17 protein-coding genes and 1 rRNA gene are annotated in these 16,577 nt (G+C 38.6%); 2 read left to right on the forward strand and 16 right to left on the reverse strand.

Annotated elements, in window-relative coordinates; translation table 11 throughout:
- Positions 1 to 109, reverse strand: a 16S ribosomal RNA gene (locus tag LC455_RS30100); the annotation flags it as partial.
- Between the two features lie 424 nt (positions 110 to 533).
- Here LC455_RS30100 and LC455_RS30105 point away from each other — a divergent pair.
- Complete coding sequence (locus LC455_RS30105; protein WP_223596586.1) at positions 534 to 671, forward strand: hypothetical protein; 138 nt, start codon at positions 534 to 536, stop codon at positions 669 to 671.
- A gap of 57 nt (positions 672 to 728) precedes the next feature.
- Here the strand turns inward: LC455_RS30105 and LC455_RS30110 are convergent, their stop codons facing one another.
- From LC455_RS30110 to LC455_RS30135, 6 genes are all read right to left on the reverse strand, one after another.
- Positions 729 to 1,499, reverse strand: a complete 771-nt coding sequence (locus LC455_RS30110; RefSeq protein ID WP_223596588.1) for a class I SAM-dependent methyltransferase — start codon at positions 1,497 to 1,499, stop codon at positions 729 to 731.
- Between the two features lie 110 nt (positions 1,500 to 1,609).
- Entirely contained in the window at positions 1,610 to 2,362 is a 753-nt protein-coding gene (locus LC455_RS30115; RefSeq protein WP_223596590.1) for an exodeoxyribonuclease III, read from the reverse strand.
- A 100-nt stretch (positions 2,363 to 2,462) separates the two neighbouring features.
- Complete coding sequence (locus tag LC455_RS30120) at positions 2,463 to 3,251, reverse strand: divergent polysaccharide deacetylase family protein (protein ID WP_223596592.1); 789 nt, start codon at positions 3,249 to 3,251, stop codon at positions 2,463 to 2,465.
- Between the two features lie 100 nt (positions 3,252 to 3,351).
- Entirely contained in the window at positions 3,352 to 3,792 is a 441-nt protein-coding gene (locus LC455_RS30125; protein ID WP_223596594.1) for a peptidylprolyl isomerase, read from the reverse strand.
- Positions 3,793 to 4,021: 229 nt separating this feature from the next.
- Positions 4,022 to 4,471 (reverse strand): CBO0543 family protein, encoded by a 450-nt coding sequence (locus LC455_RS30130; RefSeq protein WP_223596596.1) that lies wholly within the window; start codon positions 4,469 to 4,471, stop codon positions 4,022 to 4,024.
- Positions 4,398 to 5,486, reverse strand: a complete 1,089-nt coding sequence (locus tag LC455_RS30135) for a DUF2515 domain-containing protein (protein ID WP_263297952.1) — start codon at positions 5,484 to 5,486, stop codon at positions 4,398 to 4,400. The genes LC455_RS30130 and LC455_RS30135 overlap by 74 nt, the downstream gene beginning before the upstream one ends.
- Before the next feature lie 122 nt (positions 5,487 to 5,608).
- Between LC455_RS30135 and shc the strand changes: the two genes are divergently transcribed.
- Positions 5,609 to 7,477, forward strand: a complete 1,869-nt coding sequence (shc, locus tag LC455_RS30140; protein ID WP_223596599.1) for a squalene--hopene cyclase — start codon at positions 5,609 to 5,611, stop codon at positions 7,475 to 7,477.
- Between the two features lie 24 nt (positions 7,478 to 7,501).
- Here the strand turns inward: shc and LC455_RS30145 are convergent, their stop codons facing one another.
- The 9 genes from LC455_RS30145 to LC455_RS30180 form a co-directional block, all read right to left on the reverse strand.
- The gene (locus LC455_RS30145) at positions 7,502 to 8,011 is read right to left on the reverse strand and encodes a mismatch-specific DNA-glycosylase (protein WP_223596601.1); all 510 of its coding nucleotides are present in this window, start codon (positions 8,009 to 8,011) and stop codon (positions 7,502 to 7,504) included.
- 53 nt (positions 8,012 to 8,064) lie between these two features.
- The gene (locus tag LC455_RS30150; RefSeq protein ID WP_223596603.1) at positions 8,065 to 8,634 is read right to left on the reverse strand and encodes a YitT family protein; all 570 of its coding nucleotides are present in this window, start codon (positions 8,632 to 8,634) and stop codon (positions 8,065 to 8,067) included.
- 109 nt (positions 8,635 to 8,743) lie between these two features.
- A complete protein-coding gene (locus tag LC455_RS30155) occupies positions 8,744 to 10,069 on the reverse strand; it encodes a Na+/H+ antiporter NhaC family protein (protein ID WP_223596605.1) in 1,326 nt (441 codons plus the stop codon).
- A gap of 138 nt (positions 10,070 to 10,207) precedes the next feature.
- The gene (gene abc-f / locus LC455_RS30160) at positions 10,208 to 12,079 is read right to left on the reverse strand and encodes a ribosomal protection-like ABC-F family protein (protein ID WP_223596607.1); all 1,872 of its coding nucleotides are present in this window, start codon (positions 12,077 to 12,079) and stop codon (positions 10,208 to 10,210) included.
- 150 nt (positions 12,080 to 12,229) lie between these two features.
- Positions 12,230 to 12,364: an RAxF-45 family protein gene (locus tag LC455_RS31835; protein WP_317851499.1), complete on the reverse strand. Its 135-nt coding sequence runs from the start codon at positions 12,362 to 12,364 to the stop codon at positions 12,230 to 12,232.
- Between the two features lie 81 nt (positions 12,365 to 12,445).
- A complete protein-coding gene (locus LC455_RS30165) occupies positions 12,446 to 12,859 on the reverse strand; it encodes a hypothetical protein (protein ID WP_223596609.1) in 414 nt (137 codons plus the stop codon).
- 44 nt (positions 12,860 to 12,903) lie between these two features.
- On the reverse strand, positions 12,904 to 14,307 hold the full coding sequence (locus LC455_RS30170; RefSeq protein ID WP_223596611.1) for a S1C family serine protease: 1,404 nt from the start codon (positions 14,305 to 14,307) through the stop codon (positions 12,904 to 12,906).
- Between the two features lie 141 nt (positions 14,308 to 14,448).
- Positions 14,449 to 15,876, reverse strand: a complete 1,428-nt coding sequence (locus tag LC455_RS30175) for a sensor histidine kinase (protein ID WP_223596612.1) — start codon at positions 15,874 to 15,876, stop codon at positions 14,449 to 14,451.
- Entirely contained in the window at positions 15,848 to 16,549 is a 702-nt protein-coding gene (locus LC455_RS30180) for a response regulator transcription factor (RefSeq protein ID WP_223596614.1), read from the reverse strand. The genes LC455_RS30175 and LC455_RS30180 overlap by 29 nt, the downstream gene beginning before the upstream one ends.
- Between the last annotated feature and the right edge of the window lie 28 nt (positions 16,550 to 16,577).

The following is a 16,577-nucleotide window of genomic DNA, read 5'->3' on the forward strand; positions in this document are numbered from 1 at the left end:
ACGTGTTACTCACCCGTCCGCCGCTAGACTCCGAAGAGTCTCGCTCGACTTGCATGTATTAGGCACGCCGCCAGCGTTCGTCCTGAGCCAGGATCAAACTCTCCAAGAAAGTTGATTAGCTCATAAATTAAAACGTTGGCTTCGTTTCGAAAGAAACGAATATTATTGTTTGTTGACGTTTTTGTTTGTTTAGTTTTCAAAGAACAATCGTGTTTTTTCTGCTAATCTATTAAATTAGCGACATTTATTATCCTAACATAACATCTTAACCTTGTCAACAACTACGAATTACTTTTTAAAAAACTTAGTAGCTTTATTAATGCATTTCGCAGCAGCGACATTGACTATAATACTACCCAATACTATTTTCGTCAACTACTATTTTTCATTACATTTACACATATATTTTAATAAAGAGAAGGATTTTTTTATATGGCTAAAAAAGTAACTAATCAAAAGCGGTTTATGGTTTAGTTTCACCATTATAGGAAAAAATACTTTAGTAATTCGTTTTCAAAAGGAGTGGTGATAAAGTGAATTGGCATCTTCAAAAAAAGGAAGAAGACCAAGGTTCGGTTACCTCAATGGAACAGGAGCAAATAGAAAATTCAAGTCAAAATGAAAAATCGCCTGAATTTGATGAAATTGGAACCGCCCTTAATGAAATCTAAGCATGATAAAAAAAACCTTTGCAAAAAGAGAATGCTTCTCTTCGTGCAAAGGTTTTTTTATTTTCTAATTGCCTTTATGACGGCAGCTTCCCCTTGAAAGGAAATAACTTGATCGTGTTCTATTTTAATGCGAAATTTTCGTTTTACTTTTGGTGAAGAATTTATGATGTATTGAGCTAATTTTTCTTGTTCTGTTTGTGGCAGATTCATACGATTGCACCACGATTCAAATTGAAAGGTTTTTTCGAACCGGTGCCATTCAATTATTTCAAAACTGTTTAACTCAATCATTTGCAGCCATTCCGATTTTTTCCATGCCCGATAATGACTGTAATCGCGCCATTTTTCAATCGTATTATAGAATTGATCAAATTCTTCTTCTTCTGGCGTGACATTATCATCAAGTAAAAATTGTCCATTCGGCTTTAGTACCCGATATACTTCGTTAACAAAACGTTTTACATTCGGAAAATGATGCGGAGCTATTCGGCATGTCACAAGATCAAATGTTTCATCCGGAAAAGGAAGATTTTCTGCATCACCTATAAAGAAATCAACATTTTGATTGCCATTTCCTTTGATAAAGTTTTCGGCAGCCGATAACATCTCCGCAGTTATATCAACCGCCGTCACTTTTTTTACATAGGGAGCAAATGCGTTAGCCGTATGACCGCCGCCTGTGGCAATGTCAAGCATTTCTTCCTCCCCATGGAGTGCAGCCATCTCTAATAATTTCTGAAGGTCCTTCCCTTTTTTATGAATAGAACTGCTTACATATGAATCGGCGCTTTTTCCAAACTGCTCTTGAACATCTTTTTTAATGTCCATTTTAGATTCCCCCGTTCTTTTCTTTGTTAAATTAACTATAGAATATTTAACTCATTATGAAAATTACGGTTTTTTTATACTTTATTATAAGTAAAGGTTATGAAAGAACCTTATTGAATTTCTAGTACTACAGGACAATGGTCACTTCCCATAACCTCAGAATGGATATCTGCTTGTTTCAATTGCTCACAAAACGTTTTTGAGACAATAAAATAGTCGATCCGCCAGCCAATATTTCGCTCCCGAACTTTTGCCATATAAGACCACCACGTATAAGCTCCTTCCTTGTTAGGATTAAAATGGCGATAACTGTCGACAAACCCAGAGTTCAGTAATGTAGTCATTTTCCCTCGCTCTTCTTCAGTAAAACCCGAATTCCCTAAATTTGACTTTGGATTTCGCAAGTCAATTTCTTGATGAGCGACATTTAAGTCTCCACAAAGAATGACCGGTTTAATTTTGTCTAACTCTTGCAGGTGATTAAGGATGCGGTCTTCCCATTCCAAACGATAACCGATTCTTGCCAAATCACGCTGGGAATTTGGGGTATACACATTGACTAAGAAAAAATGTTCCAACTCCAAGGTAAGAATCCTTCCTTCGTCTTCACTTTCATCCGTTCCAACTCCATATTTCACGGATATCGGTTCCACTTTCGTAAAAACAGCAGTTCCTGAATAACCTTTCTTAATAGCATAATTCCAGTATTGATAGTAGCCATCTAATTCCAGGCTAATTTGTCCCTCTTGTAATTTAGTTTCCTGAATACAAAAAATATCCGCATCCATTTGATGAAAATAATCTAGAAATCCTTTTTTGACACATGCTCTAAGACCGTTGACATTCCATGATATTAACTTCATATCTCTATTCCATCTCCCTTGAAGTCTAATTTAATAGTTTGATAGGAGACATTGTACCAGAAAATTTAATATCAGCAAAAAAGGCAGTCTGCCGCTGCCTTTATTTTGGAACAAAGTTTTTTTCGATTAGTTTTTCAGATAAGAGTTCTGAGACTGGGACAATTTTAATATGGCGTTTCTTAAATTCATCCATGGATTGAAAAATCCCTACTGAACAGACTTTCCCTGTCACACCCACATGTCCAATGGCAATCCCCTGCCCTTTAATTTCAGTTACCTTTGCGAGTCGGATCATCTGTTTGTAAACATGGGATGAAGATGAAATATCATCAAGGAAAACATCTCTTTTTAAAAGAGGCACACCAAGTTCTTTTGCAATCTCTGGGAATTTGGATTCAGGACTCGTGCCGCTGTCAATAATGTAAAGCTTATTTTCTTTTGCCACCTCAACAATTACCCTTACGATTCGTTCGTTTTCAACTGCCAGTGATCCCATATGATTATTAAGACCAACTGCATAGGGAACCGTCTTTATCGCTTCTTTAACCCGCTGCCTCACTTGTTTTGGCGTGAGGTCTACCGTAATCGGCTTTGGACCTAGCCACGACCTCTTGCCCCTTTTCGGTTCCATTGGCAAGTGAACCATCACTTCAAAACCATTTTTATGAGCCCACTCTGCATGCGCTTTTGAATTTTCAGTAAATGGCATGACCGCTGCCGTAATCGGTATATCACCTTCTAAAAAGTCCCTGACGCCGCCCGTCCCTCCTCCAAAATCGTCGATAATTACAGCTGCCTTTAATTGCTTGGCATCGGTATTTTCGGCTAAGGCTTTTTGGTTAAACGAAAAAAGCAGAAACGGGATTAGCATAAATATAAACTTCTTCATATAGACCCCCAAAGGTAAACTTTTTGAAAATATTTTTCCCAATATACACACAAACATCCCCAAACATAAAAAAGAGAGCCAGATGGCTCTCTTCTATTCCTTACTCTTCATCATATACCTTAACTTCTTGCATTTTATCGCCGTTTCTCATCGATTTTGCTGTTTCTAATCCGGATGTTACTTGACCGAATACAGTATGCACACCATTTAAATGCGGCTGTGATTCATGAACGATGAAGAACTGACTTCCACCAGTGTTTCGTCCTGCATGAGCCATTGATAAGGCGCCTGGTACGTGTTTGTGGGGATTTCCTTCTGTTTCGCACTTAATAGTGTAGCCAGGTCCGCCGGTACCAGTTCCGTGTGGGCATCCCCCCTGACTTATAAACCCTGGGATAACACGATGGAAGGTTAAACCATTGTAAAATCCTTTATTTGCTAATGTTTCAAAATTCTCAACGGTTCCCGGTGCTGCTTCAGGATATAGTTCAAACTCAATCTTCTCGCCATTTTCCATTAAAAAATGTCCTTTTTTAGCCATGTAAAACACTCCTTTATGTAAAAAATCATTTTTATCATACACTTTTAGAAAAAGAAAAGAAAGTATTGGCAATTGTAAGCATTATATTTTTGTCATGTATGTGATAAAATAATGGTGAGCCCCTGCCGAACATTTCGCTTGTTGCGGGACACTTAACCACTGTACGGACGGCAGGGGCCCTGGTGCACTTAGGCATCATGAAAGCCGGGATCAATCGTTCCGGCTTTTGTTATTTATGTTTTTCCATCCACCTGAAACAACTATAAATAATAGTTAAGAAAACTAAGTATCCAACAAATGTATATCCGTGCTTCCATTCATCTGCATGAACAAACCAGCCTAACTCCTCCGCTAATTTTTCCAAAATCGGCATAAGGAGACTAACAAATAGGATTATACCCGCTTTCCCCCAATTATTTACTTGTGATAGGCAGTGTAGAACCACCATTATCAAGATTGGCAGTCCTGCCAAGGTGAACGCAATATTTATGGAAAATATCTCAGGTAAGGGTCTATGAGGAAAATGGTAAATTCCTTTTCCAACAAAATAAAGGTCTAAATAAGATCCAAATAATGACGCAAGCACCGCACTGGCCAGATAATGTTTATTCCATAAAGTTAATCGCTTTTTTCGCAAGGGTTGCAAGCTCGAGCCGTTCAAGTGTTTTACAGTATTCATTCACAATCTCCCCATTAACAATTTCAGTATTCTCAACTAAATAATCAGCAACAAGATAATCACGAAACCAATCCCCTTTTTCAGCTTCCGCTTGGGTCACATTTTTCCAAGAGTTTTCAAGGGTGGGACTATATATTTTTCGTGCCCCGCTTTTTAACTGACAGGATTTTAAACGAAGTTGATAAGCAAAACCAGGAATTCCTTCATTCACACTGTTAAAAATATGAGGCCAATAATCTTTTCTTGAACCAGTGTGTGGATTTCTTTTCGCCCATTCCACGGTTTGCTCTAAACGTTCTTTATTTTTAAAAAGGATGGAATATAACCTTTTTCCTAGAAAAATCCGCTCATTCAGAGATTCAAATTGGTGAAGGGTCTGCCCGCAAAGGTTCTTTTTTCCATAAGGAAAGAGAATGTGATTAAAGGAAAGCCAATCCTGGAGTAGAAATTCAAATTTACTTAATACCTCTTTTTGATAAAGCGGATTTTTCACCAGCCTTTGTTCTAAGTAACTCTGCTCATTGATGACCATTGCAATCGTAAGAATGTACGTGCATTGCTCCCTCCAAAAATGATTCCAAATGGTTTCCATGAAAGTGGATATATTTAAAAAAGGAAACAGGTGAAATAATGGTTTATTCTGCCTGAGACTTTCTTCATAAAGTAAAAATTGCGGATAGACGTCTTGAAAAATCAGCCAATTCCCTCGTTCCAGAAATGCAAAAAAAGTTTCCCTATCCTTTTTTGCCATCAAGCGGGTCAGAAATTCACCTTTTAGATCTGTCATGTTGTAGCCCCCATTTCGGGAAACCATGTGTCCTAAAAAAGCCCATTGGATTTCCGGACGCTGCAGATAAAAATCAAGGTAAGCCTTCGTCCTTGTTACATTGTTGAGATTTTGTTCCGCAGTTTTGCTTCTTATTTGTTCCAAAAAAACTTTTTCACTCTTTGAGATTTGGTAGGACGAAGATGGGTTTTTGATTTTCCTTCTTAATTCGGAACGTATGCTTTCCAACGGAGTCTTTTCCCGATTCCTTATAAAAAAAATAGCTCAATCCCTCCCTTATGAATTCTCATCCCCCGATACGAATATGTATAGATGAGAATATTTTTATGGGAGAGGAATGATGATTTCAGATGTTGGAGACTAGAAAAGGCATTGAATGGCTAATCGAAATGCTGAGAAAAGACCAATCTCCCGATGGTTCATGGAATTATCCATTTGAAACAGGCCTGGCAACAGATGCCTATATGATCATTTTATTACGGTCATTGGAATTAAATGATGAGGAATTAATACAAGAGCTTTCGAAGAGAATTTTAAGCAAGCAGGAACCAAACGGTTCGTGGAAGTTATTTTACGATGAGGGTGAAGGAAATCTATCATCAACCGTAGAGGCATACTATGCGCTTCTTTATTCAGGGTATTACAGCGAAGATGACAAAAACCTTCGTGCTGCTAAACGGTTTATAATAGCAAACGGCGGCTTGGAAGAGGTCAATATGTTCACAAAAATCATGCTTGCTTTAACTGGTCAATACAAATGGCCGGCATTTTCCCCGCTGCCGATTGAAGTGATTCTTTTACCGCACATATTCCCAATCAATTTTTATTCCTTTTCCGTTTTTGGCAGGGCCAACCTGACACCGATTATGATCCTTGCTAGTAAGAAATTTACAATCATGACAGAAAAAAGCCCAAATCTTGCGGATTTGCATTTACAGCGCCATAGTGAAGACCAGTGGGTCCGCTCTTATGAAATAAGATCCCTGCTCTCTTATATTGAAGATGGAGTCAAAAGCTTAATTGGCTTGCCCGAACAGCTGCGTATTTTAGCGATTGAACGGGCGAAAAAGTATATGCTTGACCACCTTGAACCAGATGGCACGTTATACAGTTATTACAGCTGTACTTTTTTGATGATCTTCGCTTTACTTTCTCTTGGATATAAAAAAACAGATCCCGTCATTGTAAAAGCTTTAGAAGGAATCCGTGCAATGAAATGTGAAATTAATGGATTGCCTCATATGCAATATACCACCGCCGATGTCTGGAATACATCGTTAATTAGTTTCACCCTACAAGCAGCAGGTGTTCCTCCAGAAGATTCGATGATCTCAAAAGCCAATGATTACCTTCTTACACGACAGCATAATAAATTCGGAGATTGGGTGATTCATAACCCTTCTAGCCTGCCTGGCGGCTGGGGCTTTTCCGATATAAATACCATTAATCCGGATGTTGATGACACGACCGCTTCGCTCAGATCGATTTCAAGAAGCTTACCAACTGATCTAGCAGCTTGGGAACGGGGAATCCGCTGGGTTTTATCGATGCAAAACGACGATGGCGGCTGGGCAGGATTTGAAAAAAATACGAATACAAAAGTATTTGAATTTTTACCAATTGAAAAAGGAGAATTTCTATTAACAGACCCCTCTTGTGCAGATATTACCGGAAGAACCTTAGAATTTTTCGGGAACTATACCAATCTTCCAAACGATCATTCTGCCATCCAAAAAGGAGTAAAATGGCTTTTTAAAAATCAAGAAAAAGATGGATCCTGGTATGGCCGCTGGGGAATTTGTTATATATACGGGACATGGGCTTCCCTTACAGGGTTATTAGCAGTGGATGTACCAAAGAGTCATCCTGCTATTCAAAAGGCCGTTAAGTGGTTGCACAGTATTCAGAATGGAGATGGCGGCTGGGGCGAATCTTGCCATAGCGACAACAAAAAAACATATGTCTCTTTACGCGCAAGCACCTTGACCCATACTGCCTGGGTCCTTGATGCCTTGATCTCTATTTCCGATAAACCGACCGCAGCTATTGAAAAAGGAATTAAATATTTATTAAATTCACTGGAACAAACAGATTGGACCACGGACTACCCTAAAGGACAAGGAATGGCGGGCGGTTTTTATATTCATTACCACAGCTACCGCTATATTTTTCCGCTTTTAGCTTTATCCCGTTATCAAAAGAAGTTCGAAAAAAAGTAATCTAAAAAACATCGACGGTTCTCTTCAACCGTCGATGTTTAAATCGGTTAGCATTTTATAAATCTCAACGATTTCTTCAAGCCACATTCTAACTAGTCCACTAGAGGACGGTGCAACAAAATCGATGGTTCCTGGCACGACAGCTTCCGCTTGAATCCCCCACGGGGCAGCTTTACGTCCACTATACTCTTGATAAACACCTTTCCCAACAAAACAAACTACTTTCGGCTTAAATTTAGCAATCTTCTGTTTTAAGATTTCTCTGCCCTCCATGTATTCTTCCTTCTTAATTTCATCTGCAGCCTTTGTCGGCCTTTGAACAATGTTCGTGAATCCGTAACCTAGTTCTAAAAGTGTATAATCTTCAGCAGCCTCATATTTCCGCGGGGTTAAGCCTGCTTCATAAATAATTTTCCAAAAACGATTATTTGGATTAGCATAATGGTGACCAAGTTCACTAGAACGAATACTTGGATTAAAGCCGACAAATAAGATCTTTAAATTTTCTTTTACATGATCGCTTATTGGGTTCATTGTTATACTCCTTGGTGGTGGATGATCTCATTTTATCAAAAATTTGTTCATATCTATACTTTACGGACCGATGTAATGACACAAGCAAATAGTCCAATGATCGAAACAATTACAAGTGAATAAAGAAGCCTGGCATCGTTTAGAAGTAATAATCCAGTGGAAATAATAACCGCATCAATGGCGAAACAAATTACGCCAACGTTCACTTTAGTCTTTTTTGCGATTAAAAGTGCCAGCAAATCCATCCCGCCGGGGCTAATATGATTTCGCAGCATAAAGCCAACACCTATACCAATAATAACCGCACCTATAATAATACTGTTTAAAATGGGTAAGTGAATCATTCCGTTTAATGGCATTAGAAAATCGAGCATAAACCCAGAAACCACTGCTCCCAATAAACCGTTCATAAAGTAATCAGGTTCATATCTAAAGGCATAAATGTAAACGGGAATATTTAAGCATATAAATGTGAGGCCAACTTTTAACCCCCACAAATAATTAGCCAAGAGACTTATGCCAAAAAAGCCGCCATTTATCAAATGAAAAGGAAGAATAAATCCATTTACTCCTATTCCGATCATCGTACTCCCAATGCCTATAATCAGAAATTTTTTTAACATCCAACCATCCCTTGTCCCATTTCTTTAATACCACTTATATGATTGAAAAAGGGACTTCATTCGGAAGGATTTAAGGCAAAAAAAATCAGAGCCTCATAGAGACTCCGATTTAAGCAGCAACAATCCGCTTTTGCTTTGATTTGCGAAATTGTTTTCCAATCGAAAGTAATATCGTTAATATAGGCAAAATCCATAAAAATACCGCATACGGTAAGTATCCTAGTAACGGAATCCCGACAATCGTGCTGCACATTATCGCTAAGACACTCCATGGAACCATGCCCGGAAAGAGCATCGTCGTATCCCCCATTACCCTTGCTAATTCTTCATTTCCGTATTTTGAAGACCAATGAGGTAAAAAGGACCTCCCTGTTAAAATGATAGGCAGTGTTTGATTGGCCGCAATAAATGTGATGATTAGTGTTGCGATCAGTGTTTTTACCGTATCTCCTATTAAGGACCTTGAGGATTTCAGCCATTTATCTAAATAGGGCTGAATGACATTCAATTCCTCTAACAATCCATTATAAGCACCTGCCAAAGCGAGAAACAGCAGTAATTCGTACATATGAATTAAACCGCCGCCAAGACCCTCAATACCATGCCAAAAGTCATTTACTAATTTGGAAAAATGAGTTCCCTCAGCTAATGCTATAACGGCTGCTGATAGAATACTAGATATAAACGCATAAATTATGCTTATTCGAAAAAGAACAAAAACGATTAACACCAATGGTGGGATAAACTTAATCCAAGAAAGCTGATTCCACTCGAAATGTACCGGATTGATTTTGCTGTCTCCATAACTATGTAAATCGAAGAAAGCATAAAAACAAAAGGAAACGAGGACAGCGATCACCGTTGACAAAAGCATCGCCTTCCATTGCTTTTTAACAGTAAGTTCAACTGTATGTGATAAAAGCTGATGGGCGCTGGAAAACGGCGAAGTCCGATCCCCCACAAAAGCACCTGAGATTAATGCTCCCGCCACAACTTCAATTGGCAAATGTAATACCATGGCCGTCCCCAAAATCGGAACTCCAATGGCACTTAAGGTCCCAACTGTTGTCCCAAGAAGCATCGAGAAGACAAGAGCGACAAGAAACGAAAGAACCAAAAAATGCTCCGAATTAATAAAGTTAAGGGCCACTTTAACCATTTGACCAATCGTTCCGGATAAATACCAGGAAGGAAGTAAAAAACTAACAAGAAAGAGTATAATAATGACAATTCTCGTTTTGTAAACTCCGATAAAACTAATTTTTAGTGTCTGCTTCAATGACAATCCTTTTTGGAATGCTAAATATACCAAAACAAGAAACCCTGGCATAAAACCGATAACGAGCGGCTGATGGTATATGACAGAACAGACCACTCCTAAAATGGTCGTGATGAGCAGAAAAAGAACTTGGAAGATAGAAAAATTAGATACCATTTCAAGACCACCTTTAAAAAGAAAACCATACATAATTATACGGAAAACTTCTGATTTAGAGAAGCATTTATTCTTTTAAAAAAAGAAGAGCCGCTCGTAAAAACGGCTCAACCAAAGGTTGTATATCCCTTCAATTTGTTATACAACTTCCTCCAGCTGCTGATAGAGCTGTTCACGTTCATTTTCCAGCATCTCTAATTCAGAATAAATGCTTTGCAGTAAAGAAAGGTCACTTTCTAATTCCATTAGTTTTTGTAACAAATGAATATTCATCTCGATTTGCTCGATCATTTCTTCGAGGTCATCCAAGTTTTTTAGCTTTTCATTAACGATTTCCTTCACTTTTTTCGCAGTAGGCGGGATGGGGACATCTGCCGAATCACATACGAATGCAGGCAGCTTTTCTTTTGCCCAATCATAATTCCCATCGAAATAGTGGACTATCCCATTCTGCAGCCAATAAATTTTATTAAACAGTTTGTTGAGAAAATAACGATCATGGGAGACAGCTAAAATAGTGCCGTTAAAATGTTCAAGTGCCTCCTCCAATACCTCACAGGAATCAATATCCAAATGATTAGTCGGTTCATCCAAAATCAAAAGGTTAATGTCCTGGTACATAAGCTGTGCAAGGCGAAGGCGCATTCTTTCACCGCCGCTTAATTGATTCACCTTGCGGAATACCGCAGGCCCGTAAAATAGGAATCGTGCTAAAATATGTCGGGCCTCGCCTTCATTTACTTTGACTTCAGAACGAAACACATCAATCAGCTGATCATCTCCTAAATCAGCAAAAACATGCTGCGATAAATAGCCAATCTTCACATTGCTACCTACCTTAACAACACCATTGTCTGCCACACATTCTTGTAAAATCATTTTTAAAACGGTAGACTTTCCTGTCCCGTTTTCACCGACAATCGCCGTTCGATCCTTAAATTGAACAAGCATGTTCACATTATCAAATAGCTTACGGCTGCCATAGCTTTTTGAAACGTTCTCGAGGATAATGACATCCTTTCCACTCCGGTCATTCGCTTCAAAATCAATTCCCATTTTCTTAACTTCCATTTTGGGACGGTCTATCTTTTCGATGCGATCAAGTGCACGCTGCATATTAGTCGCACGCTTATGAAGAGCAGCGCTGGGAGGATTAGAGCGGTTAGCCCAGTCCCGAAGCCGCTTAATGGCTTCCTTCATCTTTTTAATTTTCTTCTGCTGTTCTTGGTACTCTTGGAATTCTCTTAATAGCCGTTCTTCCTTTTCCTTGATATAGTTACTAAAATTCGTATGGTATAAATCAATTTCTCCATCTTCCATCTCAAGAACCTTGTTCACTACTTCATCTAAAAAGTACCTGTCATGAGAGATTAGAATAATAGTGCCTTTGTAATCCTTTAAGAAGGAGCCTAACCACTCAATGGCCATCAAATCTAAATGATTGGTTGGCTCATCAAGTAATAAGAGTTCTGGATTTTTCAATAAACTTAGACCAAGACCAACCTTGGTTTTCTCACCGCCGCTTAATAGTGAAAAAGGCTTCACAAGTAAATCAGCAATATTTAAGCCATTCGCCACACGGTCCATTTGAGCGTCCATTTCGTAGCCGCCATTTAAAATAAAATCATCTTGAAGCATTCCGTACTGCTCAATTAATCTTTGCAATTTTTCCGGAGCCATTTCCTGCCCCATCTCAAGCTCCAATTGTTTTAGTATCGCTTCCGTCTTTGTTAAATGTTCGAATGCCGTTTTCAAAACTTCCTTCACGTTCAGGTCTCCGAAATCAGGAATTTGTGCCAAGTAGCCGATTTTAAGTGCCTTTTTCCAATGAATAACTCCCTCATCAACAGATTCCTGTTGAGCAAGCATTTTTAATAAAGTAGTTTTTCCGCTGCCGTTGCGGCCTACTAAGCCAATACGGCTGCCTTCATGTACTTCAAATGATAAATCTTTAAAAATCATATTTCCGCCAAACGATTTCGCTATATGGTTAACACTGCAAACTATCATGTTCATTCTCCTTTTATTAAAAATTCGATGAACACATCTAAATATAAAAAAGCCACGGGCATCTATTCCTCCCGCGGCTGATAAAAAGGCATAGAAAAAGAGTGCGTCTGCACTCTCTTTATACCGATCTATTGTGGGTAAAGAGATGTGTTATCGTTCAAATTTCACTATGCAGTTTCGAAAAAAGGGCATACTACCCCCTTGGAAAACTGCTTCATGAAAAATTGCACGGTAAATATTAAGGGCTTCAAGCCATAACAAGCGTGCAAAAATTGAACGTTTCATCTCTTCTCCACCTCCGTTTCTGATCAAGTTATTTCCATTGTAATTTTTTCCTTTAAGATTTGCAAGCCCGAATTTACTGATTTAATGGAGATACTTTTTACGAGCTGCAAACCTCCTCCGGTAAACAAACTTCCGCAAATCTTTATCATTAATATTCCCATCATAGATTAAAAAAAGCAGTGATTGGAATTCAGGAAATTGATCCTTAACGAAAAGGGCGAACTCCTTCCGTTCGCCCTTCATTTTATTCTTAAATTCCTCATCGTTTAAAATTTGTTTTAGCTGTTTTTCATAATAGATCTTAGTATCTTCCCACTTTTCCTTTCGATTCTCCAAAATATCCTGAGCATAAATCGGCAATTTCTCAATCACAAGATCAATATAGCCCTCTGACCACATTAGCATTTTATCCTTTTCAGGAAGCTCAAACACCATATTCATTAGCTCAATGTCGTCTGCATGTTCACTGGATGCATATTTTCCAACCCGATTCATTGTCACACCTCTTAAAAAAATCTTTGGTGTTAATGTACCTCAAATCAGTTTGTTGTATTTGCGGATAATTTTACTTTTAACGTTTGCAGTTTTCCATCACGATAGACTTCAAATTTTATTTCATCACCAATTTTCACTTTGGAATATAGATATTTTCTTAATTCAGAGGAATTAGCAATTGCTGTTCCATTCATGGAAACAATTAAATCCTTCGGCTGGAATCCTGCCCGAGCCGCAGCTGAATTTGGGTCTATATTCATGACCAGCACACCTTTATTGACACCATTAGGAAGGTTCTGGTAATACATTTGTGGAACCTGATCCAGGTCCGCTAATCCGACACCAAGGTATGGACGCTCAATTTTCCCATTTTTAATTAATTGATTCACAATTGGGATCAAATCGTTACTTGGAATCGCGAATCCTAATCCTTCTACCCCGCTCTCAGAAATTTTTAAGCTATTGATTCCAATTACTTGACCGTTTGGATTAATTAAAGCCCCACCGCTGTTTCCTGGGTTGATGGCAGCATCCGTCTGGATTACATTTGTATCCCAATTTCCGGCAGAGGTCGATACCGAAATGCTGCGGTTGGTTGCACTGACTATTCCTTGAGTAACGGTTCTGGACAAATCAAGACCCAGAGGATTTCCAATCGCATATACTTGGTCCCCCGGACGAAGTGTCGAGGAGTCTCCAAAGTCAGCCGTTGCCGTCACATATTTTGCATCAATTTTTAAGACGGCAAGATCGGTTAAGGCATCCGTACCAACTACCTCTGCCGTTGTCTTCTGACCATCATATAAGGAAATTTCAAGCTTCGATGCCCCTTCTACGACATGGTTATTGGTTACAATATATGCTATATTATTATTTTTTTGAAAAATCACCCCAGAACCTGAGCCGCTTTCCACGCTTTGCGAGAAATTAGTGGTGCCGTAGAAATTATTTTGCTGCTGCTGATAATTAACAATTCCAACGATAGCCTTCGATACTTTTTCCACCGTATCGGCAATGGAACCTGATGTCCTGACTGTTGGCTTTGCGGAAACCTCCTTAACCTGAGTGTTCGAGTTCGATGCTGTAACAGCTTGATTCTGATCAGCACCATAATAATTTTTTAGATAATCAGTATGTGGCAGAATGGTTAACGTCAAAACCGATCCGATTACACCGGCGGCGATTGTAGTGGCAAATCCCTTCACATAGCTTTTTTTATTTTTTTCAGGTTGGACGGTTGCACGTGTATGACCTGCCACTGCAGTTTCTTCGATTTCTGCATTTTCATCCTTTTTATCGGATGCTGCTGACTCGTTCTCCTCCACAGGGAATGTAGCGTCTACTGATTGGATTCGCTCTTCTGTCATATTTGGTAATTCGGTATTGTTATTCTCAGTTGATGAATGGGTTTGATCTTTTTCGAATTCATTTGTATCTTTAAATTCCATTTCAATCAATCTCCTTTAGGCTTGTTAGTTATCTTGATTCCACTTTAAACGACAAATCTTAAGAAATTATTAACAAACTTTAACGAGTTTAGGAAAAAATTAAGAAAAAATAAAAAAAGCCCGACGATTGTCGAAGCTTTATTAATTATTTTTGAATTGTATGACGAATTTGGTTCCTTTTCCTTTTTCACTGGTCACATTAATTTCACCGTTATGAAGCAGGACCAGTTGTTTTACGATTGAAAGACCTAAGCCGAACTCTCCGTAGGGGTTACTGGTCCGGGATATATCAGCTTTATAAAACCGCCGCCAAATATTTTCTACTTCACTTGGATCAATACCAATTCCAGTGTCTTCCACCTCTATAATAGTGGAGTCTCCCTCGGAGCGGCCTTTTAACCAAATGGTACCATCCGAGGTGAATTGAATGCTATTTTTGGTAATATTAATCAAAATCTGGATTAGGCGATCATAGTCGGCGTTGACAAAGACATCCGGATCAGCCTCTACCACAATTTGATTATTTTTTTCTTCTGCCTGGAGGTCTAATTGTTCTTGAATAATTTCGAGCACTTCTAAGAGCTGTATGTCTTCTCTAAATAATTGGATTTGATTCGAACGAATTTTATCATAATCTAAATTTTCATTGACTAATCGAATCAGTCTTTTAGCCTCTTGACTAACAAGATTGATGCCCCGCTCTTTATCTTCCTCTGGAATCATATCATTTTTCAGACCTTCAACTACGCCGCTGATGGTGGTAAGGGGGGTACGCATTTCATGCGAAACATCGGCCATAAATTGCCGGCGCCTGTTCTCCAAGCTTTCGATTTCCTCCATGGAAGCATTAATTTTATCCACCATATGATTAAAATCGTTGGCTAATTCTCCAATTTCATCAAAATTAGAAGAATGAACATGAACCTGATAGTGTCCAGCAGACACAAGTGAGGCGGCTTCCCGAAGCCTCTTGATGCGAATAACATGTATTCGTGACAAAAACCAACTTTGTAAGAAAGAAACACCAAATGCAATTAAAATCGTATATAATAAAAATTTATTAATTTGATGGATCATAGCACTTGATCCGCTGATTGGCGAGGTTAATAAAATTCCTCCATAAAATTTGTCATTTTCTATATAAGGTAATACGACAAATGTTACTCCATCTTGCCCAAATCTTCGATAATCAATCGGGATGATGATTGTTTGACCCTTCTTTATTTTTTCCCATTCGGATTTCGATAAGCCTTTTATCGTGGGACCATTTTTACTCACCAAATATAAATTGCCATCCTGGTCAAACATACTAAAGCTCATTTTTCTGGCCGCCAAAACGCTGCTATACCGGTTAATGGTCTGGTCGGTTCCATATGGATTCTCTTTTATATCTTTTAATATCGCCTTTCCGTATGAACTCAGCTCTTCTGCTTTGTTCGAATAGACCAAGTTTTCAACATAGTGTGCAAATAAAATACTCAATATTAAAAAGGCGACAATGATAATACTAATATGACTGAAAAACTGCTGGTAAAAATACCTAAACTTCGTCTGCTTTAATTGAGTCATCGAATTTATAACCTACTCCCCAAACAGTATGGAAGAATGGCTGCGAGGTGGTTTCAACCTTTTTCCGCAGCCGTTTAATGTGAACATCGACGGTTCGTTCATCACCATAAAATTGGTAGCCCCAAACCCTTTCAAGTAATTGCTCTCTTGAGAATACTTGGCGGGGATGTTCCACCAAATAATACAATAAATCGAACTCTTTTGGAGTCAGATTTGTAATTTGCGCCCCATCAATAATAACTTCTCTTGTCGTTTTATTCACTTTAAAATGTTCGGTCTGGAGGAAATCATGGCGCTCATTTGGCACTTGTGCCTGAAAACGGCGAGTTACCGCTTTAATTCTCGCCATTAAGGTAAGCGGACTAAATGGCTTGGTGACATAATCATCTGCCCCCATTTCAAGTCCAAGCACCTGATCTGACTCACTATCCTTTGCCGTTAACATGATAATTGGAACAGTATGCTTTTCCTCTCTAATTTTGCGGCAAATGCTGACACCGTCCATACCAGGCAGCATCCAATCCACAATCAAGGCATCCCAAGTGCTTTTTTTAAAACGGTTATATCCTTCAATACCATCATTGACAAATTCACCATCGATTCCTTCTTTAGCAAAAAACATTTCAATCATCGAGCAAACACTTTTATTATCTTCTATCACTAAAATTTTCAAAATAATGTCATCTCCTTGCCTAAAAAAA

The organism is Neobacillus bataviensis (assembly GCF_019969725.1).